Genomic DNA, 21499 nt, shown 5'->3' with positions numbered 1-21499 from the left:
TAGAAGAGCTTGCTCAATTGTTACCTCAAATTTGACAATTGCTTACGAGCCGCCGACCTTGCAGTTTCCTGCCGTTCGTGGAAATCGTTGGGACGCGCCATATGTACGCTAATATGTATGAGTTGAGCGACATATAAATAAGCATGTAACGGAGTACATATGTCACCAAACAGCGATTCCATCCTTTCCCAGGAGCTCTCGCGCCGCACTGCCCTCAAGGCCCTGTTCGGCGCCGCTTCTGCGGCATTTCTTTTTGGCCTGCCCACTCGCGCCCATGCGGCGGAGGCATCCAAAGAAACCACCGATAAACTGAATGCCGCCCAAGCCCAGCTCGACGAGGTTCAGGCCCAGCTCGACAGCATCGCAAATGAGTATGCGGCGCTGGCCAACAAGAATGCCCAGACCCTCAACGACATCGAGAATGTCCAGGGCAAGATTGACGACACGCAGGCCCAGATCGATGAAAAGAAGGCCGAGCTCAAGAAGAAGCGCAACGACCTTTCCGATCGCGTGGCCGCCAGCTACAAGTCCGGCGGCACGAACATCCTGTCGCTGCTGCTGGCCTCTGGCTCGTTTGAGGAACTCGTCGCCAACGCGCATTACGTTGAGAAGATCAACAAGAGCGACCGCGATGCCATCGAGGACATCCAGACGATTCAGGCCGAGCTCGACGCACAGAAGACCGAGCTCGAATCACAAAAGGCCGACCTGGAGAAACTCAAGGACCAGCAGACGGCTCAGATGCAGGATATGCAGGCCAAGCAGCAAGAAGTCCAGACCGTACTGAACGGTCTTTCCGACGACGTCAAGGAGCTCATGGCTCAGCGCGATTCCGAGATCCTCGCTGCCGCCCAGGCTGAGGAGGCCGCTAGGAAGGCGGCTGCGGCAGCCGCGGCCTCTGCGAACACGGGCTCTTCTTCGGGTGGCTCGAGCTCGGGTGGCGGCTCGTATGCCGGCGGCATCCCGCAACAGACGGGCGGTTCGGGCAAGCAGCAGGCCGTCGTCAATGCGTGCTACTCGACGCCTTCTCCCGGCCAGGGCTGGTGTGCTGCCTGGGTTACCAACGTCTTCCGCAATGCCGGCGTGGGCTATTTTGGCGGCAACGCGTGTGACATGTTCAACGCCTGGTGCTATAGCTCCGACCGCTCGGCGCTGCAGGTGGGCATGATCGTGGCCGATTCCTCGCACAGCGGCACGGGTGCTCCGGGCCTTATCTACGGTCATGTGGGTATCTACGTTGGCGGCGGCATCGTTATGAGCAACGAGGGTGCCATTACGTCTAAGTCGCTTGATTCGTTCATTAGCTTTTATGGTACTGGCTCTGGCGTGCGTTGGGGCTGGCTCGGCGGTATCGCGCTGTCGTAACGGCGGTTTGAAGTAAGTTGGTCCGTGGCTGCCCGGAAGGCATTAGGTTGCCTGCTCGGACAGTCCTGCTCGCACGGAGAGCACATTAAGTGCTCTCCGGCTCGTGCGGAACTCGCGATCAACCTAATGCCTTCCGGGCAGCCACGGACCTCTCGGATCCAATGCGTCACACATCGGACTGGTTGTCTGAATAAATATGGCGAAGGCCCTTTTCGGGGCCTTCTTTTTTATTAGAGGAATTCGCCTACTCGGTGGACTTCGGGTTCTAGGTCTACGTCGAATTGGTCTTTGACGGTTGTTTGGATGTGGCGGATGAGTTCGTCGACATCGGCGGCGGTGGCGTGGTCGGCGTTGACGATGAAGCCGCAGTGCTTTTCGCTCACCTGCGCGCCGCCGATGGCGTGTCCTCGCAGGCCGGCGTCCATGATGAGCTTGCCGGCAAAGTAGCCCTCGGGGCGCTTGAAGGTGGAGCCGGCGCTCGGCATGTCGAGCGGCTGCTTGTCCTCGCGGCGCTGGCGGTAGTCATCCATGTCGGCCTTGATCATCGCGGCGTTGCCCGGGGCGAGATTGAAAGTGGCCGAAAGCACGATGAAGCCGTCGTCGGCGATGCGGCTCTTGCGATAACCCAGGTTGAGCTCGTCGACATCGAACTCAATGATATTGCCGCTGCCGCGGGTGCCGTCGTCGAGCTGGCGAGCAGGTTTGTAGACGCGCACGGACTCCAGTACATCGGCCATGCAGGCACCGTAAGCTCCGGCGTTCATGTAGCAGGCGCCGCCGACCGATCCGGGAATGCCCGAGATGGGCTCCATGCCGGTGAGACCGGCCTCGGCTGCCGCCGCGGCGACATCGGAAAGCAAGGCGCCGGCTGCCGCCGTGACGTGCGTGCCGTTGACCGTAATGTTGGAGAGGCCCTCGCCCAGCGCTACGACGACGCCGCGGATGCCCTTGTCGCCGACGAGCAAGTCGGAGCCGTTGCCCACGATGGTGAGTGGCAGGTCGCAGCGATAGCAGGTATCGAGCGTGGCGACGAGGCCCTGCTCGGTATCGGGCGTGACAAAGACGTCGGCCGGGCCGCCGATCTTAAACGTGGTGTGCTCGCGCATGGGCTCGCTCATCAGCACGTTGTCCTCGCCGGCAACGCCAGCGAGCGCGCACAGCAGGTCCTCGTTAAAAAAGTCGTTCTCGTGCATACGAATATCCGCCTTTTGGTGGTCGTTGTCATCAATCGATTGCAATATACCCCACCCGGACGGATTTGGTGCGCTGGCGGCGATAAAACAGCCGTCCACCGGATTGGTAAAGTGTTTATCACCGAGGTAGAGGGGTAGTCGCTATACTTTCAAGAGATTGCGCGTAAACCCGGAAGGAGCGAGATGGCCAACAAAGTCACCCTCAAGCAGATCGCCCAGGAGGTGGGGCTTTCCCCCTCGTCGGTCTCGCTTGTTCTCAATAATCGGCCCTGTCGCATCTCGGAAGAAAACCGCAAGCTCATCAAAGAGGTCGCGGCGCGCAACCACTATGTTCCCAACCAGATTGCGCGCAGCCTGGTCATGCGCGAGTCGCGCACGCTGGGCCTTATCGTCCCTAACATCGAGAGCCGCTTTTTTGCCTCGCTCGCCGGTAGCCTGGAAAAGCGCTGCCGCGAGGACGGCTATGCGCTCTTCATTACCAGCTCGGGCGGAAGCGCCGATGACGATCTGGAGCTGCTGCGCCAGCTGGTGACGCGCGGCGTTGATGGCGTCTTCCTGGTGGTGGGTGACGAGTTCTCCGACGACCGCGCCCTGCGCGAAGAAGTCAGCCACCTGCCCATCCCGGCCGTAATGGTCGACCGTGCCATTGAGGGGCTCGAGTGCGACAAGGTGATGTTCGACCACGAGATGGGCGGCTATATGGCCACCCGCTATCTGATCGAGCAAGGCCACCGCCGTATTGCCTGCCTGGTTAATGCCCGCCGTTCCAATACGGGCCGCAAGCGACTTGCCGGCTATGAGCGCGCGCTGCGCGAGGTTGGCCTGCCGATCGACGCGCGTTTGGAGTTTGAGAGCGAGTACTACATTTCGAGTGCCTACGAGGCCTCGGAGGCGGTGCTCGCAACTGACGCCACCGCCGTGTTCGCAAGCTCGGACAACATTGCGCTGGGTCTGCTCAAGCGCCTGCATGAGATGGGGAAGAGCATCCCGGGCGATATCTCGGTTGTAAGCTATGACAACTCGGCAGCCGACGTCCTCTTTGAGCCGGCGCTGACCGCGATTGAGCAGGATCCTGGTGTCCTTGCGGAGCATGCTTTTGGCTGCATGTCCAAGCGTCTTGCCGGTAGGGGCGGTAGGCGTGCCGAAGAGGTCGTTCTGGAGCCGGCGCTTATCGTTAAGGACAGTGTGCTCGAGCTTACTAAACACAACTAAACACGTTTACCAATTCATGCAGATTGAATGTGGAGTACCTGTGACAGATAATGCCGCAGGTGAATGTCGCGTTTTGCCGATCGATGGGATCGATAAAGATGATAAAACGTTTTTTCACCATGATAAAACGTTTTAGCAAATATACTAGTCCCAACGAAAGGTTGCCGTATCGGAAGGCGACCGCGCAGTGAAGGGACATAAACAATGGCTAAAACACTGGGAACGCCGTGGCAAAAACTGGGACATGAGGTTCCCGCTTCCGAGCTCGAGGGCGTCGACCTGTATTGGCGCGCATCGAACTACCTGTCCGTCGGCCAGATTTACCTTCGCTCCAACCCGCTGATGCGCCCCGACTTTGTTGACGAGAAAACCGGTGAGGTGCGCGACTTTGGTCGTCCGGACGTTAAGCACCGCCTGGTCGGTCACTGGGGCACCACGCCCGGCATTAACTTCCTGTTCGGCCACGTCAACCGCCTTATTGCCGATCACAACCAGAACGCCATCTTCCTGATGGGCCCGGGCCACGGTGGTCCCGCCGGCACCGCCCAGTCGCTGCTCGATGGCACCTACCGTGAGATCCGCCCCGACATCACCAATGATGAGGCCGGCCTGCAGAAGTTCTTCCGCCAGTTCTCCTATCCCGGCGGCATCCCGAGCCACTTTGCGCCCGAGACGCCCGGCTCCATCCACGAGGGCGGCGAGCTCGGCTACACGCTCAGCCACGCCTACGGCGCCGTCATGGACAACCCGAGCCTGCTGGCCGTGGCCGTGGTGGGCGACGGCGAGTCCGAGACCGGTCCGCTTGCGACCTCTTGGCAGTCCAACAAGCTCGTGAACCCGGCAACCGACGGTATCGTCCTGCCGATCCTGCACCTCAACGGCTACAAGATCGCCAACCCCACCATCCTCGCCCGCGTGTCCGACGAGGAGCTCACCAAGTTCTTTGAGGGCATGGGCTACAAGCCGCACTTCTTTGTCGCTGGCTTTGACGACGAGAGTCACGCGAGCATCCATGAGCGTTTCGCCGCCCTGTTTGAGCAGGTCTTTGACGAGATTTGCGACATCAAGGCCACCGCTCAGGCCCAGGCAGCCGCGGGCGAGACCGTGGTCCGCCCGGCCTATCCCATGATCGTGTTCCGTACGCCCAAGGGCTGGACTTGCCCCAAGCACATCGACGGCAAGAAGACCGAGGACTCCTGGCGCGCGCATCAGGTGCCGCTGGCGAGCGCCAAGGACACCCACGAGCACTTCCGCGTGCTACGCGAGTGGCTGCGCTCCTACAGGCCCGAGGAACTCTTTACGCCCGAGGGCCAGGTGCGCCCCGAGGTGACGGCCTTTATGCCGACCGGCGAGCTGCGCATCGGCGCCAACCCCAATGCAAACGGCGGCAAGGTGCGCCGCGAGCTCGAACTGCCCGATATCCACGCCCACGAGATCCCCGTCGCCGAGAAGGGTCACGGCTGGGGCTCCACCGAGGCCGCCCGCGTCTTTGGCGAGTACACTGCCGACGTCCTGGCCAAGAACATGGACGACTTCCGCATCTTCGGTCCCGACGAGACCGCGTCTAACCGCCTGCAGGCTGCCTACAAGGTGACCAAGAAGCAGTGGGATGCCGGCTTCTACGAGGACGAGGCCAACGACGAGCTGCTGGCAGGCTCCGGTAAGGTTGTCGAGCAGCTTTCCGAGCACCAGTGCGAGGGCTTCCTCGAGGCCTACGTGCTCACCGGCCGCTCCGGCGTGTGGAGCTCCTACGAGAGCTTTGTCCATGTGGTCGACTCCATGGTCAACCAGCACTGCAAGTGGCTCGAGGCTACCAAGCGCGAGATTCCGTGGCGTGCTCCCATTAGCGGCCTTAACATTTTGCTGTCGAGCCATGTCTGGCGCCAGGACCACAACGGATTCTCGCACCAGGACCCCGGCTTTATCGACCTGCTGCTCAACAAGGCCAACGACACGCACATCGTGAATGCCTACTATCCGGCCGACGCTAACATGGCCCTTGCCGTGGCCGAGCGCGTCTACCAGTCCACCGACTGCGTCAACGCCATCTTCTGCGGCAAGCAGCCCGCCCCGACCTTCCAGACGGTCGACGAGGCAAAGGCCGAGCTCGCCGAGGGCGTCGCGACCTGGAAGTGGGCATCGACCGCTGGCTCACTCGCCGAGGCCGACGTCGTGGTTGCGACCTGCGGTGACGTGCCGACGCTCGAGGCTCTGGCCGCAACCGATATGCTGCGCGAGCTAGGCATTAAGGTGTGGTTCGTCAACGTGGTTGATCTGCTCAAGATCCAGAACGTCTGCGAGAACGACCAGGCCATCAGCGATGAACGCTGGGCTGAGCTGTTCGGCTGCGGCGAGAAGCCCGTGCTCTTCGCATTCCACGCCTATGCCGGCACGATCCGCCGTCTGATTTGGAACCGTCCCGGCCACGACGCCTTCCGCGTCCACGGTTACGAGGAGAAGGGCTCCACGACCACGCCGTTCGACATGCTGCGCCTGAACAACATGGACCGCTGGGCCCTGGCCGCCGACGTGCTGCGCATGGTCGACGCCGATAAGTTCGCCGAGCAGATTGATGAGTGGGAGGCCTTCCGCACCGAGGCCTTTGAGTTCGCGTGCGACGAGGGCTTCGATCATCCGGCCTTTACCGACTGGGTCTGGCCCGACGCCGCAGCCGCAACCGCTGCCGACGGCGCGCTCTCCGCAACGCAAATGACCGCGGGCGACAACGAGTAGGTAGGCATCCGGGACGGTCTCGCGCTGGGGCCTTGCCCGGCGGGGTGGCCTTGCTCCGGGAAGTGGGCTTCGCGAACTTCCCGGAGCAAGGCCACCCCGCCGGGCAAGGCTCTCTCGACCGTTTCGATATGCGGGGGCTGATAATTTTTAAAGTAATGGAGACTTTGCTGACGCTGCCTTGGATACTGTGCATATAACTTTGGTCAGCCAAGATTACATTGCTGGGGCCGGGGCGCCTGCTTTGTTTTGAGAAGTTCGCGGAGCCCACTTCTCAAAACAAAGCAGGCGCCCCGGCCCTCGTGGAATATCGTGGAATAGATAAGGGGGTAGCATGAGCTTTACAAGTGTGGCGCTTCAGATGTTGACGGTTTCGTTGCCTATTTTGTTGGGGTGGTGTATCGCCAAGCTGGGGTTTATGAAAGCGGAGTTCGAGCGCGAGCTGTCGCATCTGCTGTTGCAGGTGGCGCTACCGTGCTTGGTACTTTCGTCAGCGCTGGGCGATGGTGTGAAGCTTCCGAGCATTGCCGATACGTTTTCGCTCATGGGTCTGTCCTTTGTGATGTATGTGGTGGCGATCGTTATTGCGTTTGCCGTCACCGCTGCTCTTCGCGTTCCCAAAGGGACGGAATGCTCGTATCGCTTCGCCGTGCTTTTCGGTAATGCCGGGTTTATCGGTTTTCCGGTTATTTCGGCGGTGTTGGGAAAACAAGCGCTGTTGTATGCATCGATTGCGCTTATCCCCCTAAACATTCTTATGTTTACCGTCGGCGCCATGTTATTCAGCGGAATGGATGGTGGCCTTAAAAAGCAGATGCGCAATATTGCCGCCTGCTGCAAGAGTCCTGGTCTCATTGCAAGTGCTGTTGTGCTTGGGATCGTGCTAACCGGATGGACCGATTGGGGCGTGTTGGGCGACTCGATTTCCATCGTTGGCACCATGACCACTCCGGCGGCATTGTTGCTCATGGGGTCGTCTATCGCCAAGTACCGTCCGCTCGAGATGCTCACCAACTGGCGTGCCTATGTCGCCGTGGCATTTCGCCTGGTTGTCGTGCCGACGGCATGTCTTGCCGTCGCGCGCTTGTGGCCCGGCATGACGCCCATGTTTATCGCGACGCTTGTGCTCGAGATGGCAATGCCGGTGGGCAGCAACGGTACGCTGTACTGCCTACAATACGGTAAGGATGCGCGCCCCATGATGCAGTGCACGTTTTTGTCGATCATCTGCTCCATTCTGACTATCCCACTCGTAACCACGCTGTGCGGGTAGGCATGCGGCCCTCTCGACCGTTTCGATATGCGGGGGCTGATTCTTTTTTATGCAATGGGGATTTTGCTTACGTTGCCTTGGAAACTGTGCATCTAACTATGGTCAGCCAAGACTACATTGCCGGGGCCGGGGCGGGGTGCTTGGTTTTGGAAGTTCGCGAAGCCCACTTCCAAAACCAAGCACCCCGCCCCCGCCCTCGTCTGTAAACTTTTCCGCTGAGCGAGCTATAGACGCCATGCACCGATGCGGTAAAGCGGCGGCTTGAAATTGGTGCTATATTTGGCTTGAGTTGTTTAATGCTAGTACGGGAGGCTGATATGGGGCTGTTCAAGAAGAAAAACCCGCAGGATGCCTTTGATCCCGATGTGTTTACCATCACGGATACGATTTTGGACCCGCCGCGGTTTACATTTTTGCCGGCTATCTATCAGGATGCCACGCGCCGCAAGTGGGCTGTGCATCAGCGCGGCGCGCAGCCAAAGATTTTTGACTATGCGGACGTGCTTCAGTGCGAAGTAGCCGAGGCGGGCGATCCGGAGGCCGAAGAAGCGGTCTCTAAACAGGAATTTGCGCAGCGTATTCTGGCAAATCCCGCTAAGGCGGCAAAAATGAACGCTGCCAAGCGTAATATGTGTCTTGGTATGGGCGTTGTTGTGGCGGTTCAGACGGGAAAAGACGAAGTTTCCAAATTAGAAATTCCCGTTATGACCGACGAAGTCAAACGCGATTCAAGCCTATATAAGTCGTATCGGAATGTCGCCGAGAAGATCAAGGCCGAATTTGATGCCATGGGAGGGCTGGCCTAATTTTGGTGACATACGTTTCTGAATGAGGAGTCTGTGCAATGGCAGGCGAATCTTATGCAATTCCCCCCAAAGATCGTGCTGTTGAGGGAATTCTTTGGTATATCCAGCACCACCAGCTTGCCGGCGGCGATCGCCTGCCGGCCGAGCGCGTGCTGTGCGAAGAGATTGGCGTTTCGCGTACGGCGTTGCGCGCTGGTATCACGCGGCTCATCTCGTGCGGAACGCTCGAGAGCCGTCGCGGATCGGGTACGTATGTGTGTCCTCCCAAGCCGCTGAACATCTTCCAAGAAACGTATAACTTTTCCGATGCTGTACGGACTGCCGGCCTGCACCCCTCTTCTCGTCTGGTTTCCACCGGGACCATCGAGGCAGATGAGGCGCTTGCTGACAAGCTTGGGGTGGCTGTAGGCGCTCCCTTACTCCGCATGCAGCGCGTTCGACTTATTGAGGGCGAGCCGGCGTCAATCGAGACCGCTCACGTTAGCCTGTCCCTGTGCCCATCGCTTCCCGAGCACGATTTTGAGTGTGAGAGCCTTTACGATGTCTTGCTCAAAGAAGGTGGCGTGCGTGTTGAGCATGGACGTGAGCATATCTCCATTTCGCGGTTGAACGCCGAAGAGGCCAAGCTGCTCCAGCAAGAAGAGGGAACGCCGGTGTTCTATGAGAGCACGATTGAATTTGATAAGGACATGCGTTTTGTGGAGCATTGCAAATCGGTGATTTTGCCCACAAAGTTCCGCTTTGCCGACAACGGCGAAAAGAACGGCATGAGGAGTGTGGCAGGTGAACAATGGCTGAAACAGTAGATGCCACCCCGGTTTATATGCGCATACGACGTCGCATTGAAGAGCGCATCGAGCGCGGTATATATCCCACGGGTTCCATGATTCCGTCCGAAAAAGACCTCGCCGAGGAATTTGGTACGACACGCTTGACCATCCGAAGTGCTGTCGATGAGCTGGTTCGGCGTGGGCAGATTCGACGCGTCCGCGGAAAGGGCGCGTTTGTGGCACAGAAAGTGCCCGTTGCGTACGAGCGAACAGGAGGCTTTCGCGAATCGGTTCGTGCTTCGGGTGGCGAGCCGTCCGTCCGTATCCTCGCGCGTTCCAAGCGTTATGCGGGCCCATATTATGCCAACCTGTTTGGCATTGCCGAGGACGATTTGCTGTATTCGATTCGGCGTTTGAACTGCGTCAACGGCGATCCCGTATCGATTGAGACGGCGTTCATCCCGTGCCTGCTGTTTCCCACAATCGAAGATATTGACGTGTCGGTCTTCAGTTTGTACGAGACCTATGAGATGTTGGGCCGAAAGCCGGTCATGGCACAGGAAAAGCTCGATATCGAAGCGCTGGGCGCGCGAGATGCCGGCCTGCTTGGGCTGGAGCAGGGCGATCTTGCCTTGACGCTGGAGTGCGTGAGCTTCGATGCGAGCGGCCAGGCGATCGAGTACGTCAAGTCGTTTAACCGCGGTGATGCGGGTGGATATACCTATACGTACTAGCTGGTGTTTTGTGAATAACGGCTGGGAAACTAACCGGTTTTTGATCGTTGGGTCAGCCGTATATACAACCTTACAGGGCTCAAAATCGACCGTTCGCCGAAGGGGATAGATTAATCGACAAAGAGGTATCAAAAAGCCGTAACCTGTAACCGTGATTGATATCAAATACTAATGATTTGTTACGAGGTGAGACGATGAAGATGCTCGATTACGTTCAACTCGCTCATGTGCGTATGGGAGAGAACCTCGAGCGTTCGTCTGAGCTGGTAGCGCAGCTCGTTGATATTTTCCAGTCCGGTTCTTTTGACGCGCTGCGCATCGTTGCTTCGGGTTCGTCGCGCCATGCCGCCGATTGCGCCCGCGATTACCTGCAAGATGCGCTGCAGATGCAGGTGTCCGTTGTGACGCCCGAGGCCTTCGTCGATTTTGAACACACCTATCCGCAGCATGCGCTCAACATCGCCGTCTCGCAGAGTGGTTATTCGACCAATACGATTGCGGCGCTCGATTACATGCGCGCACACGATATGGCTGCAGTTGCGCTCACGGCAAACGTCGAGGCACCCATCAAGGAGCACACTGACATCGTTCTTGACTACGGTGTGGGCGTCGAGTCGGTGGACTTTGTGACGCTGGGCGTCGAGGTTCTCGTTGAGTACCTGGTGCTCTTTGGTATTTACGGCGGTCAGGCGCGCGGAACGATTGACGCCAAGGGCGTTGCCCAGCGTCTTGACGACCTGCGCGAGGCTATCCAGGCCAATGCCGTGATGTGCAAGACCGCCGAGGCATATGTCCAAGGCCACATGCTCGAGCTTTCTGAGCACATGCCCGCCATGGTCGTCGGCAACGGCCCCAACTACGGTGTTGCCGAGGAGGCAGCGCTCAAGCTGAGCGAGACCATCAAGATTCCTGCCATGCATCACGAAGGCGAGGAGTTCGTCCACGGTCCCGAGATGCAGATCGTTCCGGGCTATCTGGTGTTTATTGTCGACGATCCGCAGGGGTCGGAGCGTCTTGCGAATATCGCCGATGCGCTATCGAACGTTACGACAAAAACGGTGCTGCTCACGGCCCATCCCAGGGGTAGGGCTCACGAGGTTGCGGTGCCTCAGGTGGCTCCGCTGCTCAGCGCGATTCCCAATCTTGTGTTCTTCCAGACGATTGCGGCAATGATCGCCGAGCGTCTGAAGTCATGGGACGTGCACCCGTATCTCGATGCCGTCTCCAAGCAAATGGAGGTCAAGGCAGAGGGCTACGAAGAGTCAGTCAATGCGCTTAAGGCCAAAGCGGCTGAGTGTTACGGAATGTAAGCGGGTTTTGATGCCCGTTGGCATGGGGGATGTGGAAACAACCCCAGAAAGGAGAGACAAATGAAGGAAACCGAGAAGATCGAGATCATGCATTTCGACCAGGAGGGCTATCTCGAGGACGGCAAGGCGCTCTACGAGACCGGCAAGAAGATGACCGCGCTCGCCGACAAGGTCGCCGACGAGGGCTACGACGCCGTGTTCCTGATGGGCGTCGGCGGCACCTGGGACGAGCTCATGCAGCTCGAGTACCTCATGAACAAGTTCGGCGACCGCGACCTCGAGGTCTACCTGATTCACGCCGCCGAGTGGAACGCCATGGGCCACAAGCGCATGACCGAGAAGTCCGTCGTGCTCACCGCCTCCGAGTCCGGCACCACCCCCGAGGTCCTCGAGGCCGTCAAGAAGATGAAGGACATGGGCGTGCGCGTCTACGCCATGACCAAGCCCGAGGGCCCCATCGGCCAGGCTGTCGGTGCCGAGAACTGCGTTGCCATGGCTTCTGATCATGGTTCGGGCGGCTGCGAGAAGGGCTACTACCTCGCCGACTGCTTCGGCCTGCGCCTGCTCAACCGCCGTGGCTGCTTCCCCAAGTTTGACCTGTTTATCGAGCAGACCAAGGACATCTGGAAGGACATGCTCGACATCCGCAAGAGCTTCGAGCCGCGCGCCGAGGAGCTCGCCAAGAAGTACGCCCTGGCCCCCTACACCATGTTCATCGGCTCGGGCGCCCTGTGGGGCGAGACGATCCTGTTCTCGATGTGCATCCTGGAGGAGATGCAGTGGAAGCGCACCCGCTACATCACCTCGGCAGACTTCTTCCACGGCACCCTCGAGCTCGTGGAGCCCGGCGTCCCCGTGTTCCTGTTCATGGGCGAGGACGAGAACCGCAAGCTCGACGAGCGCGTCCGCGCCTTCCTGACCCGCGGCGTGACCGGCGACACCGACATCAACATCATCGACACCGCCGAGTTCGCGATCCCCGGCCTTGACGACGAGTTCCGCGTCATCGTCTCCCCGTGGATTCTGACGGTGCTCGTGACCGACCGCCTGGCTCGCTACTACGAGACGGTCACCAAGCATAACCTCAAGTATCGTCGCTACTATCACCAGTTCGACTACTAAAGAAAACGGGTGCGGGAACGTGCCGGGCTATTGAGAGGAACACAGAATGAGACAGTACATCATCGCCAGCCATGCGCACTTCGCTACCGGTATCAAGGAGAGCGTCGAGCTGCTCTCGGGCGCTCGCGACAACGTCCACGATCTTTCGATGTTCGTCGATGGCCGCATGGACGTGGCCGAGGAGGCCCAAAAACTGCTGGCAGGCATGTCTGCCGACGATGATGTCGTTGTCTGCACCGACCTCTTTGGCGGCAGCGTCAACAACGAGTTCACCAAGATCGTCCAGACGCGTCCCCGCACGTACCTCGTTACCAACATGAACCTTCCTCTGCTCATCCAACTGCTGTTCTCTGACGAGTCGGCGCCGGTTGAGGAGACGATTCGCGCTATCGTCGCTGCGGACGACACGCGCGTGAAGTTTGTCAACGACCTGTTGGTCGATGACGACGAGGAAGAAGAGTTCTAATCCGCAGCACCTATTGACATGCCGTAAGACGGCGCAAGACCTTTGGGGGGTCACATTATGATTCAGCTACTTCGCGTTGACCATCGCCTGCTTCATGGCCAGGTCGCAGTTTCCTGGGTTCAGGGCCTTGGCTCCAACTGCATCTTCTGCGTGGGCGATAAGGTCGCCAACGACCCGGTGTGGAAGACGACGCTCAAGATGGGCAAGCCTGCCGGCTGTAAGCTCGTCATCAAAGATATGGAGCATGCCATCGAAGCTATCAATTCGGGCGTGACCGACAAGTACAAGATGATCATTTGCGTCGCCACCATCGCTGAGGCAAAGCAGCTTGTTGAGGGCTGCCCGCAGATCAAGTCGGTCAACTTGGGTAACACCAAGCCCAAGGACGAGAAGCGTCCCGACGCTCGTCAGGTCTCTCGTCAGATCTTCCTGACCGCGGCCGAGGAAGCCGATGTGCGCGAGATGCTGGATCGTGGCGTTGAGGTCGAGATTCGACCCCTTGCCGATGACCCCAAGGTTGACTGCGCAAGCGTGCTCTAGGCGTTTGAATTCGAAGAGCCTGAGCTCTTCGTAGTGTCCTATTAGGAAAGGGGGATATATGCTTACCCAAGCAATCCTCATCGGACTTATCGCCGCATTTGGTAAGTTCGACTACCAGCTCGGTACGCTCTACGCGTTCCGCCCCATCGTCCTGTGCCCGCTCGTGGGCCTGGTGCTGGGGGACCTGCAGTCTGGTCTCGCGATCGGTGCGAGCCTGGAGCTGCTGTTCATGGGCTCGATCTCCATCGGCGCCTACGTGCCGCCTGATGAGACGATCGGCGGCGTGCTCGCCTGTGCCTTCGCTATCCAGCTGGGCCAGAGCACCGAGGCAGCCATCGCGCTCGCTATGCCCATCGCCACGCTGTGCCTTGCCATCAAGAACATCCTCAACGCCGCCCTGCCGATCTTGGTTGACCGCGCTGATGTCTTCTCCGGCCAGGGCAACCTTAAGGGTGTCTATGCGATGCACTTCCTGATCGGTTCCACCGGTGTCATCATGGCGTTCCTGCTGTGCTCGCTGTCGTTCTATCTGGGTGCTGACGCTATCCAGGGCATGCTCGACTTCATCCCGCCCTTTGTCCTTGCTGGCTTTGGCGTTGCCGCCAACATCCTGCCGGCCATGGGCTTCGCCATGCTCGGCCGCCTGGTGCTCACCAAGCAGCTCGTGCCCTTCTACTTCCTGGGCTTCCTGCTGTGCTCCTACGCCAACGTGCCCGTCCTGGGCGTCGCCCTGATCGCCATCATCATCGGCATCGACAAGTTCGACCTGCTCGGCCTGGGCGGAGCCCAGCCCCAGCTCTCCGCGGAAGGGGATGAGGACGATGACTTCTAGTCCCGAGAACAAGATCACGCGCTCCGACCTCGTCAAGAGCGCCGTCAACGTCGGCGCCCTGGGCATGGAGTTCTCCTGGACCTACTACAAGCAGATGAACATCGCCTTCTGCCTGATGGTCGCCAACATGCTCAAGAAGATCTACGCCGGCCGCCCCGACGACTACGCCGAGGCCCTGCACCGCCACTGCGCGTTCTTCAACATCACCGTCCAGTTCGCCCCGTTCGTCGGCGGCATCGCGATGGCCATGGAGGAGAAGGTCGCCCGCGGCGAGATCGAGCCCGAGAGCGTCAACGACGTCAAGGCCGCCCTCATGGGCCCGCTGTCCGGCATCGGCGACTCCATCTTCCTGTCGACGCTGCGCGTGGTCGCCGCCGCGGTGGGCATCAGCCTGTGCCAGGCCGGCAACCCCTTCGGCCCCATCGCCTTCCTGCTCATCTACAACGTCCCCGGCTTCGCGCTGCGCGTCTGGGGCGCCGTCAAGGGCTACGAGCTGGGCGTGGGCTTCCTGGACGAGGCCCAGAGGACCGGCCTCATGCAGAAGATCATGACCTGCGTCGGCATCGTGGGCGTCATGGTCGTGGGCGCCATGTGCAAGGACATGTTCTGGGCCAGCATCCCGGTGGCCATCGGCTCGGGCGAGGACGCCCAGACCCTCCAGGACATCCTGGACGGCATCATGCCCGGCATGCTCGGCATGCTCGCCTTCTGGCTGTACTACTGGCTGCTGTCCAAGAAGATCAACCCCATGGTGCTGATCGTGGCCACCATGGTCGTGGGCATCGTCGGCGCGTTCTTCGGCGTGCTGGCGTAGGCTCCTGCGTTCTATTCTGCCCCCAAGGGAAACGGCGACCCATTGCGGTCGCCGTTTTTTATTACCGAAAGCTAGCTGGAGGTGCTTCGTGATTCTATCTGACAATCCACCCGATAATGGCGTGAGCGGGGCGATGTATCTATTTGGCACGGCGCTCTTGTGGAGTTTTATCGGCATCCTCGTTCGCGCCAATTCGCAGTCAGCTCTTTTGATCGGTGCCGTCACGGCAATATTTATGGCGCTCTTTATCCTGCTCGTCGGCAGGCCTGTCCTCCGCGTCAGTCGTCTTATTGTCCTTGTGGCCGTCTGTAACTTCGTAACGGGCACCACGTTTAACTTTGCCAACCAGCTCACGACGGTCGGCAACGCAATCGTCCTGCAGTACACCTCGATGATTTTCGTTATCGTGTATCAATCGCTCGCAACTCGCACGTTGCCCTCGCCTGCGAAGATTGCCTCCGTGGTGGTTGCTTTTACGGGTATGGGACTTTTCTTTTTAGGCGATTTGAGTGCCGAGGGCATGCTCGGCAACCTGCTTGCCGTCATTTCGGGCGCCACCTTTGGGCTGTGTTTCTTTTTGAACTCTCGCCCCGATGCGTCGCCCATGGTGTCCTCGCTCATCTCCTGCGGTATCTCGATGCTGCCGATTGTCTATTTTGCCGGCACCCTAGACTCCGTGAAACCCTTTGAGTGGGGGCTCATGCTGGTGCATGGCCTTTTTTGCAGCGGTCTTGCGAGCGTGCTGTATGCCAAAGGGATTGCGCGCACCAACGCGTTTGCGGCCAACTTGGTCTGCATGAGCGAGGTCGTGCTCGCTCCCTGCTGGTCGGCGCTCCTCTTTGGCGAGGTATTTCACTGGAACGAGTTTTTGGGCGCGGCGATTATCGTTTTGGTGATTGTAGCCAACTTGGCATCCGATGCCTTTGGCGATGGCTTTCTGGTGGCGCTTGTCCGCCACCGAAACAAGGAACGTGCCTGATGGGATACGTCTGCCGTTTACGGTAAAAAACACCCCGCTGGGCGAGTGGTATTAAATAGTAAGAACCTGCATACCTATAATTGGTATCAAATCATTTGTACCTGGCATGGGTGTTAGCAGCACACCAGGTACGCTTCGAGCCGTGTGATCGAACTCCCGGAATTGATATCAGCAACGCGCGCGACGGGAGTGACGACGGTTCGATATTCCTTATTGGGAGGAATTATGCTTGTCCAAGCAATCCTCGTCGGCTTAGTCGGAGCGTTTGGATGCCTCGACTACCAGCTCGGCACCCTCTACGCGTTCCGCCCCATCGTCCTGTGCCCGCTCGTGGGCCTGGCGCTGGGGGACCTGCAGACTGGCCTTGCCGTTGGCGCCAGCCTGGAGCTGCTGTTCATGGGCTCGATCTCCATCGGCGCCTACGTGCCGCCTAACGAAACCGTCGGCGGCGTGCTCGCCTGTGCGTTTGCCATCCAGCTCGGCCAGGGTACCGAGACGGCCATCGCGCTCGCCATGCCCATCGCCGTCCTTTCGTTGACGATCGGCAACATTACCAACGCCTTGTTCCCCGTGTTTGTCGACATGGCAGACAAGTTTGCCCTCAAGGGAAACCTCAAAGGCATCTACGCCGTTCACTGGGGAATTGGAATTTGGGGTTGCGTTGAGTACTTCCTGCTGTGCGGCGGCGCCTTCTATCTGGGTTCCGACGCCATTCAGGGTCTGCTCGACTTCATCCCGCCCTTCATCATCGACGGTTGCGGCGTTGCCGCCAACATCCTGCCGGCCATGGGCTTCGCCATGCTCGGCCGCCTGGTGCTCACCAAGCAGCTCGTGCCCTTCTACTTCCTGGGCTTCCTGCTGTGCTCCTACGCCAACGTGCCCGTCCTGGGCGTCGCCCTGATCGCCATCATCATCGGCATCGACAAGTTCGACCTGCTCGGCCTGGGCGGAGCCCAGCCCCAGCTCTCCGCGGAAGGGGATGAGGACGATGACTTCTAGTCCCGAGAACAAGATCACGCGCTCCGACCTCGTCAAGAGCGCCGTCAACGTCGGCGCCCTGGGCATGGAGTTCTCCTGGACCTACTACAAGCAGATGAACATCGCCTTCTGCCTGATGGTCGCCAACATGCTCAAGAAGATCTACGCCGGCCGCCCCGACGACTACGCCGAGGCCCTGCACCGCCACTGCGCGTTCTTCAACATCACCGTCCAGTTCGCCCCGTTCGTCGGCGGCATCGCGATGGCCATGGAGGAGAAGGTCGCCCGCGGCGAGATCGAGCCCGAGAGCGTCAACGACGTCAAGGCCGCCCTCATGGGCCCGCTGTCCGGCATCGGCGACTCCATCTTCCTGTCGACGCTGCGCGTGGTCGCCGCCGCGGTGGGCATCAGCCTGTGCCAGGCCGGCAACCCCTTCGGCCCCATCGCCTTCCTGCTCATCTACAACGTCCCCGGCTTCGCGCTGCGCGTCTGGGGCGCCGTCAAGGGCTACGAGCTGGGCGTGGGCTTCCTGGACGAGGCCCAGAGGACCGGCCTCATGCAGAAGATCATGACCTGCGTCGGCATCGTGGGCGTCATGGTCGTGGGCGCCATGTGCAAGGACATGTTCTGGGCCAGCATCCCGGTGGCCATCGGCTCGGGCGAGGACGCCCAGACCCTCCAGGACATCCTGGACGGCATCATGCCCGGCATGCTCGGCATGCTCGCCTTCTGGCTGTACTACTGGCTGCTGTCCAAGAAGATCAACCCCATGGTGCTGATCGTGGCCACCATGGTCGTGGGCATCGTCGGCGCGTTCTTCGGCGTGCTGGCGTAAGGGCCTGACTGCATAGATTTTCGTTTCAACCTGGAAAGGGGATGGGGCAGGCCTATGCCCTCCATCCCCTTTTTGTATAGAAGGAGTTCGTATGTTCGCGAAGGATCGCGAAGCAATGCGCCTGACGCCGGCAGAGGTCAGGCTGATTCTTATTGAGTCCCTGCAGTGGTGCGCCAACAACGCGGTCTACTTTTTGGGGCTTATCGGTGCGGCCACGTATGATCTGGCTGGCACGGCCTTTTTGGTTGCTGCCATTACGCTCGCTCGCAATCTTATGACGTCGGTGGGCAATATGGTGTCGGGCTCGGTCATCGACCGCTTTGGACCGCGCCGGACGTCGTTTGTGACGTGCGTGATTACGGCGGTGCTATCGCTTGGCGTGGGGTTGGCGCCGTTGTCTGTCCCCGGGCTTGTGTTTGCCGCGTGCGTCTTGGGACTTGCGGGCGGCTTTATCAACACCTGCACGCATGCGTTTCCGGGATATCTAGAGTCGACCACCGAGGGCCGTACTCGTGTGAACGGTCTCATGGTGTTTTACAGCAATATCGCCTATACCGCTGGCCCGCTGCTCGGTGGTGCCATCGTGAGCTGTTTTGCCACGCAATCGGTCTATCTGCTCATGGCGGGCATGATGGGTGTGGCGGCCGTGCTCTCCTTGGGCTGTCACGAGCGTGTTGCTCCCCCAAAAGGGGAGAAGCCGAAGGGAGGTATTCTGGGCGGCATGGCCGAGGGTGCGCGACTTACGTTTCGCGACCACGACCTGCGTCTCATCTTTATCTCGGGCTTTTTGGGTTTCTTTGCGTTTGGCGCGTTCGATTCGCTGGAGTCGTTGTTCTATCGCGATGTGCTCAACGTGGATATCGTCTGGCTGGGCTGGCTGTCCTCGGTCGTGGGCCTCACTTCCTCGGTGGGTGCGTTCATCCTGACCAAGCTTTCTGCTCGCCATGTCAACCTGCGATTGCTGCTCGGCGCGCTCATGGCCGTGGGTATTGGGTCCATGGTGTACGTGGGCACCGATATGCTGGGGGTCGCGATTATCGGTCAGGCGATTAACGGTCTGGCCTGGGGGTTCCTGGAACCGCTGCAGATGATCTTGATTCAGGAGCGCGCCGACATCAAATACCTGGGGCGCATTACCGGCTTTGTGCGTTTTGGCCTGATGAGCGCCGGCGTGGTGCCGCTGCTGGCGGCTCCGTTTTTGGCGGAGGCTTTGGGCGTCCAGACGGTATTGTTTGGGGCATCGACCATTATTGCGCTGGTAGGAACGCTATTCTTTGTCACACAAGGGAGACGCCAGGGGCGTTAGCTATACATCAAATTCTAATTTAATACCACTCACCAGGGAATTTCGACCGTTTACCGAGGATTGGGGCAGATTGAAAAGTGGTATTAAAACCACGTTAGGTGTATGTCTATAATTGGTATCGAAAAGAAACGCGATGTATAGATTCGCGTGCAAGACAGAAAGGAAAAGCAATGAAGGAAACCGAGAAGATCGAGATCATGCACTTTAGCCAGGAGGGCTACGTCGAGGACGGCAAGAACGTCTACGAGGCCGGCAAGAAGATGACCGCGCTCGCCGACAAGGTCGCCGACGAGGGCTACGACGCCGTGTTCCTGATGGGCGTCGGCGGCACCTGGGACGAGCTCATGCAGCTCGAGTACCTCATGAACAAGTTCGGCGACCGCGACCTCGAGGTCTACCTGATCCACGCCGCCGAGTGGAACGTCTCCGGCCACAAGCGCATGACCGAGAAGTCCGTCGTGCTCACCGCCTCCGAGTCCGGCACCACCCCCGAGGTCCTCGAGGCCGTCAAGAAGATGAAGGAAAAGGGCATTCGTGTCTACGCCATGACCAAGCCCGAGGGTCTCATCGGCCAGGCTGTCGGCGCCGAGAATTGCGTCAAGATGGCCTCCGATCATGGTAACGGTGGCTGCGAGATGGGCTACTACCTCGCCGACTGCTTCGGCCTGCGCCTGCTCAACCGCCGCGGCTGTTTCCCGCAGTTCGATAAGTTCATCGAGCAGACCAAGGACGTTTGGACCCACCTGGTCGACATCCGCAAGAGCTTCGAGCCGCGCGCCGAGGAGCTCGCCAAGAAGTACGCCCTGGCCCCCTACACCATGTTCATCGGCTCCGGCGCCCTTTGGGGCGAGACGATCCTGTTCTCGATGTGCATCCTCGAGGAGATGCAGTGGAAGCGCACCCGCTACATCACCTCGGCCGACTTCTTCCACGGCACCCTCGAGCTCGTGGAGCCGGGCGTCCCGGTCTTCCTGTTCATGGGCGAGGACGAGAACCGCAAGCTCGACGAGCGCGTCCGCGCGTTCCTCAACCGCGGCGTGACCGGCGACACCGACATCAACATCATCGACACCGCCGAGTTCGGCATCCCCGGCCTTGACGACGAGTTCCGCGTCATCGTGTCTCCGTGGATCCTCTCCTCGCTGATCACCGATCGCCTTGCCGCTTACTACGAGACGGTCACCAAGCACAACCTCAACTACCGTCGCTACTATCACCAGTTCGATTACTAATCGGCGACAAATTAGCTACTGATCAAGAAGCACCCTGCCCGGGCGCATGCGTCCGGGCATTTTTATGCCGAAGTTTGCAAGAAAGGGGAATCGAATGAGGCAGTTTATCGTTGCATCCCATGCTCATTTTGCGTCCGGAATCGTCGAGAGCATCGGGCTACTCTCGGGCGAGCGCGAGAACGTCCATGCGCTGTCTATGTATGTCGACGGAAACGAGGACCTGGTCAAGGAGGCCGCATCGATTCTGGACGGCTTTGCCGCGGACGATGAGGTCGTCGTTTGCACCGACCTCTTTGGCGGCAGCGTCAACAACGAGTTCACCAAGATCGTCCAGACGCGCCCCAACACGCACCTGGTGACCAATATGAACCTGCCGCTCCTTATTCAGCTGCTGTTCGTGCCCGACTCCACCCCGATCGATGAGGCCATTCGCCAGATCGTCGAGGCGGACGACACCAAGGTCAAGTACGTCAACGACCTGCTGGGGCAGGCCGAACTCGATGAGTTTTAATCGTTAGGAGCACATCATGATTCAGATGATACGCGTGGACTATCGACTGCTTCACGGCCAGGTTGCCGTTAGCTGGACCTCGGCTCTGGGTGCCGACTGCATCCTGTTAGTGAGCGACACGGTCCTCAACGACAAGCTTCGTCTGCAGGCCCTGTCCCTTGCAAAGCCGGAGGGCTGCAAGGTCGTTGTCAAAAACACCGAGGACGCCGTCAAGGCGCTTCAGAGCGGTGTGACCGACAAGTACAAGCTCTTCGTGGTTTGCGAGACGATCCAGCAGGCCGGTGCCGTCGCCAAGGCGATGGGCGTCAAGAAGATCAACCTCGGCAATGTGGCCTTTAGCGAGGATGCCCGCCAGGTCTCGACGAGCGTATTCCTTACGCCCGAGAACGAGGCCTACGTGAAGGAGCTGCTCGGCGAGGGCTATGAGCTGTTCATTCAGATGATTCCGGCGGATGCGAAGACTGACGCCGCAAAGGTCATCGGTTAGGGGC

The 21499-nt window shown here is 59.5% G+C and carries 21 protein-coding genes; 20 read left to right on the top strand and 1 reads right to left on the bottom strand.

Translation table 11 applies throughout. From position 1 onward, the window contains the following. Positions 1-159 precede the first annotated feature (159 nt). Positions 160-1365 (top strand): coiled-coil domain-containing protein, encoded by a 1206-nt coding sequence (locus CSV91_RS06780; protein WP_099432296.1) that lies wholly within the window; start codon positions 160-162, stop codon positions 1363-1365. A 230-nt stretch (positions 1366-1595) separates the two neighbouring features. Here the strand turns inward: CSV91_RS06780 and murB are convergent, their stop codons facing one another. Continuing rightward, positions 1596-2558 (bottom strand): UDP-N-acetylmuramate dehydrogenase, encoded by a 963-nt coding sequence (murB, locus tag CSV91_RS06775; protein ID WP_099432295.1) that lies wholly within the window; start codon positions 2556-2558, stop codon positions 1596-1598. 183 nt (positions 2559-2741) lie between these two features. Between murB and CSV91_RS06770 the strand changes: the two genes are divergently transcribed. The 19 genes from CSV91_RS06770 (at position 2742) to CSV91_RS06680 (ending at position 21495) form a co-directional block, all read left to right on the top strand. Next, positions 2742-3770, top strand: coding sequence for a LacI family DNA-binding transcriptional regulator (locus tag CSV91_RS06770; RefSeq protein ID WP_099432294.1), 1029 nt, complete (start codon positions 2742-2744; stop codon positions 3768-3770). A 204-nt stretch (positions 3771-3974) separates the two neighbouring features. Continuing rightward, positions 3975-6503, top strand: a complete 2529-nt coding sequence (locus CSV91_RS06765; RefSeq protein WP_099432293.1) for a phosphoketolase family protein — start codon at positions 3975-3977, stop codon at positions 6501-6503. A 331-nt stretch (positions 6504-6834) separates the two neighbouring features. Next, a complete protein-coding gene (locus CSV91_RS06760; protein WP_099432292.1) occupies positions 6835-7773 on the top strand; it encodes an AEC family transporter in 939 nt (312 codons plus the stop codon). A gap of 317 nt (positions 7774-8090) precedes the next feature. Beyond that, positions 8091-8579, top strand: coding sequence for a hypothetical protein (locus tag CSV91_RS06755; RefSeq protein ID WP_099432291.1), 489 nt, complete (start codon positions 8091-8093; stop codon positions 8577-8579). Positions 8580-8617: 38 nt separating this feature from the next. Beyond that, entirely contained in the window at positions 8618-9385 is a 768-nt protein-coding gene (locus tag CSV91_RS06750) for a GntR family transcriptional regulator (protein WP_099432290.1), read from the top strand. Beyond that, positions 9370-10083 carry a GntR family transcriptional regulator gene (locus tag CSV91_RS06745; protein WP_099432289.1) on the top strand — a complete coding sequence of 238 codons (714 nt, stop codon included), beginning with the start codon at positions 9370-9372 and terminating at the stop codon, positions 10081-10083. The genes CSV91_RS06750 and CSV91_RS06745 overlap by 16 nt, the downstream gene beginning before the upstream one ends. A gap of 194 nt (positions 10084-10277) precedes the next feature. After that, positions 10278-11393 carry an SIS domain-containing protein gene (locus tag CSV91_RS06740; protein WP_099432288.1) on the top strand — a complete coding sequence of 372 codons (1116 nt, stop codon included), beginning with the start codon at positions 10278-10280 and terminating at the stop codon, positions 11391-11393. A gap of 60 nt (positions 11394-11453) precedes the next feature. After that, a complete protein-coding gene (locus tag CSV91_RS06735) occupies positions 11454-12515 on the top strand; it encodes an SIS domain-containing protein (protein WP_099432287.1) in 1062 nt (353 codons plus the stop codon). A gap of 46 nt (positions 12516-12561) precedes the next feature. Then, on the top strand, positions 12562-12981 hold the full coding sequence (locus CSV91_RS06730) for a PTS sugar transporter subunit IIA (protein WP_035137739.1): 420 nt from the start codon (positions 12562-12564) through the stop codon (positions 12979-12981). A gap of 57 nt (positions 12982-13038) precedes the next feature. After that, positions 13039-13521: a PTS sugar transporter subunit IIB gene (locus CSV91_RS06725; RefSeq protein ID WP_099432286.1), complete on the top strand. Its 483-nt coding sequence runs from the start codon at positions 13039-13041 to the stop codon at positions 13519-13521. A gap of 58 nt (positions 13522-13579) precedes the next feature. Beyond that, positions 13580-14353 carry a PTS mannose/fructose/sorbose/N-acetylgalactosamine transporter subunit IIC gene (locus CSV91_RS06720; RefSeq protein ID WP_099432285.1) on the top strand — a complete coding sequence of 258 codons (774 nt, stop codon included), beginning with the start codon at positions 13580-13582 and terminating at the stop codon, positions 14351-14353. Then, positions 14334-15167 carry a PTS system mannose/fructose/sorbose family transporter subunit IID gene (locus tag CSV91_RS06715; RefSeq protein ID WP_099432282.1) on the top strand — a complete coding sequence of 278 codons (834 nt, stop codon included), beginning with the start codon at positions 14334-14336 and terminating at the stop codon, positions 15165-15167. The genes CSV91_RS06720 and CSV91_RS06715 overlap by 20 nt, the downstream gene beginning before the upstream one ends. Before the next feature lie 88 nt (positions 15168-15255). Then, positions 15256-16146, top strand: a complete 891-nt coding sequence (locus CSV91_RS06710; protein ID WP_232049581.1) for a DMT family transporter — start codon at positions 15256-15258, stop codon at positions 16144-16146. A 225-nt stretch (positions 16147-16371) separates the two neighbouring features. After that, the gene (locus CSV91_RS06705; RefSeq protein ID WP_099432283.1) at positions 16372-17145 is read left to right on the top strand and encodes a PTS mannose/fructose/sorbose/N-acetylgalactosamine transporter subunit IIC; all 774 of its coding nucleotides are present in this window, start codon (positions 16372-16374) and stop codon (positions 17143-17145) included. Next, positions 17126-17959: a PTS system mannose/fructose/sorbose family transporter subunit IID gene (locus tag CSV91_RS06700; RefSeq protein ID WP_099432282.1), complete on the top strand. Its 834-nt coding sequence runs from the start codon at positions 17126-17128 to the stop codon at positions 17957-17959. Before CSV91_RS06705 ends, CSV91_RS06700 begins: the two co-directional genes overlap by 20 nt. Positions 17960-18050: 91 nt before the next feature. Then, complete coding sequence (locus CSV91_RS06695; RefSeq protein WP_099432281.1) at positions 18051-19265, top strand: MFS transporter; 1215 nt, start codon at positions 18051-18053, stop codon at positions 19263-19265. Between the two features lie 170 nt (positions 19266-19435). Further along, the gene (locus CSV91_RS06690; RefSeq protein WP_099432280.1) at positions 19436-20497 is read left to right on the top strand and encodes an SIS domain-containing protein; all 1062 of its coding nucleotides are present in this window, start codon (positions 19436-19438) and stop codon (positions 20495-20497) included. 94 nt (positions 20498-20591) lie between these two features. Further along, complete coding sequence (locus CSV91_RS06685; protein ID WP_099432279.1) at positions 20592-21008, top strand: PTS sugar transporter subunit IIA; 417 nt, start codon at positions 20592-20594, stop codon at positions 21006-21008. 16 nt (positions 21009-21024) lie between these two features. Then, positions 21025-21495: a PTS sugar transporter subunit IIB gene (locus tag CSV91_RS06680; protein WP_099432278.1), complete on the top strand. Its 471-nt coding sequence runs from the start codon at positions 21025-21027 to the stop codon at positions 21493-21495. Positions 21496-21499: the final 4 nt, after the last annotated feature.

The sequence above is a fragment of the Collinsella aerofaciens genome (assembly GCF_002736145.1).
GTDB lineage: Bacteria > Actinomycetota > Coriobacteriia > Coriobacteriales > Coriobacteriaceae > Collinsella > Collinsella aerofaciens_A.
This window is presented reverse-complemented; position numbering and strand designations above follow the sequence as displayed.

Coding starts and splice junctions, on each gene's coding strand:
- CSV91_RS06770 (WP_099432294.1), top strand. CDS start 2,742: ATGGCCAACAAAGTCACCCTCAAGCAGATCGCCCAGGAGGTGGGGCTT.
- CSV91_RS06685 (WP_099432279.1), top strand. CDS start 20,592: ATGAGGCAGTTTATCGTTGCATCCCATGCTCATTTTGCGTCCGGAATC.
- CSV91_RS06750 (WP_099432290.1), top strand. CDS start 8,618: ATGGCAGGCGAATCTTATGCAATTCCCCCCAAAGATCGTGCTGTTGAG.
- CSV91_RS06740 (WP_099432288.1), top strand. CDS start 10,278: ATGAAGATGCTCGATTACGTTCAACTCGCTCATGTGCGTATGGGAGAG.
- CSV91_RS06705 (WP_099432283.1), top strand. CDS start 16,372: ATGCTTGTCCAAGCAATCCTCGTCGGCTTAGTCGGAGCGTTTGGATGC.
- CSV91_RS06735 (WP_099432287.1), top strand. CDS start 11,454: ATGAAGGAAACCGAGAAGATCGAGATCATGCATTTCGACCAGGAGGGC.
- CSV91_RS06755 (WP_099432291.1), top strand. CDS start 8,091: ATGGGGCTGTTCAAGAAGAAAAACCCGCAGGATGCCTTTGATCCCGAT.
- CSV91_RS06700 (WP_099432282.1), top strand. CDS start 17,126: ATGAGGACGATGACTTCTAGTCCCGAGAACAAGATCACGCGCTCCGAC.
- CSV91_RS06690 (WP_099432280.1), top strand. CDS start 19,436: ATGAAGGAAACCGAGAAGATCGAGATCATGCACTTTAGCCAGGAGGGC.
- CSV91_RS06765 (WP_099432293.1), top strand. CDS start 3,975: ATGGCTAAAACACTGGGAACGCCGTGGCAAAAACTGGGACATGAGGTT.
- CSV91_RS06720 (WP_099432285.1), top strand. CDS start 13,580: ATGCTTACCCAAGCAATCCTCATCGGACTTATCGCCGCATTTGGTAAG.
- CSV91_RS06730 (WP_035137739.1), top strand. CDS start 12,562: ATGAGACAGTACATCATCGCCAGCCATGCGCACTTCGCTACCGGTATC.
- CSV91_RS06680 (WP_099432278.1), top strand. CDS start 21,025: ATGATTCAGATGATACGCGTGGACTATCGACTGCTTCACGGCCAGGTT.
- murB (WP_099432295.1), bottom strand. CDS start 2,558: ATGCACGAGAACGACTTTTTTAACGAGGACCTGCTGTGCGCGCTCGCT.
- CSV91_RS06695 (WP_099432281.1), top strand. CDS start 18,051: ATGTTCGCGAAGGATCGCGAAGCAATGCGCCTGACGCCGGCAGAGGTC.
- CSV91_RS06725 (WP_099432286.1), top strand. CDS start 13,039: ATGATTCAGCTACTTCGCGTTGACCATCGCCTGCTTCATGGCCAGGTC.
- CSV91_RS06745 (WP_099432289.1), top strand. CDS start 9,370: ATGGCTGAAACAGTAGATGCCACCCCGGTTTATATGCGCATACGACGT.
- CSV91_RS06780 (WP_099432296.1), top strand. CDS start 160: ATGTCACCAAACAGCGATTCCATCCTTTCCCAGGAGCTCTCGCGCCGC.
- CSV91_RS06715 (WP_099432282.1), top strand. CDS start 14,334: ATGAGGACGATGACTTCTAGTCCCGAGAACAAGATCACGCGCTCCGAC.
- CSV91_RS06760 (WP_099432292.1), top strand. CDS start 6,835: ATGAGCTTTACAAGTGTGGCGCTTCAGATGTTGACGGTTTCGTTGCCT.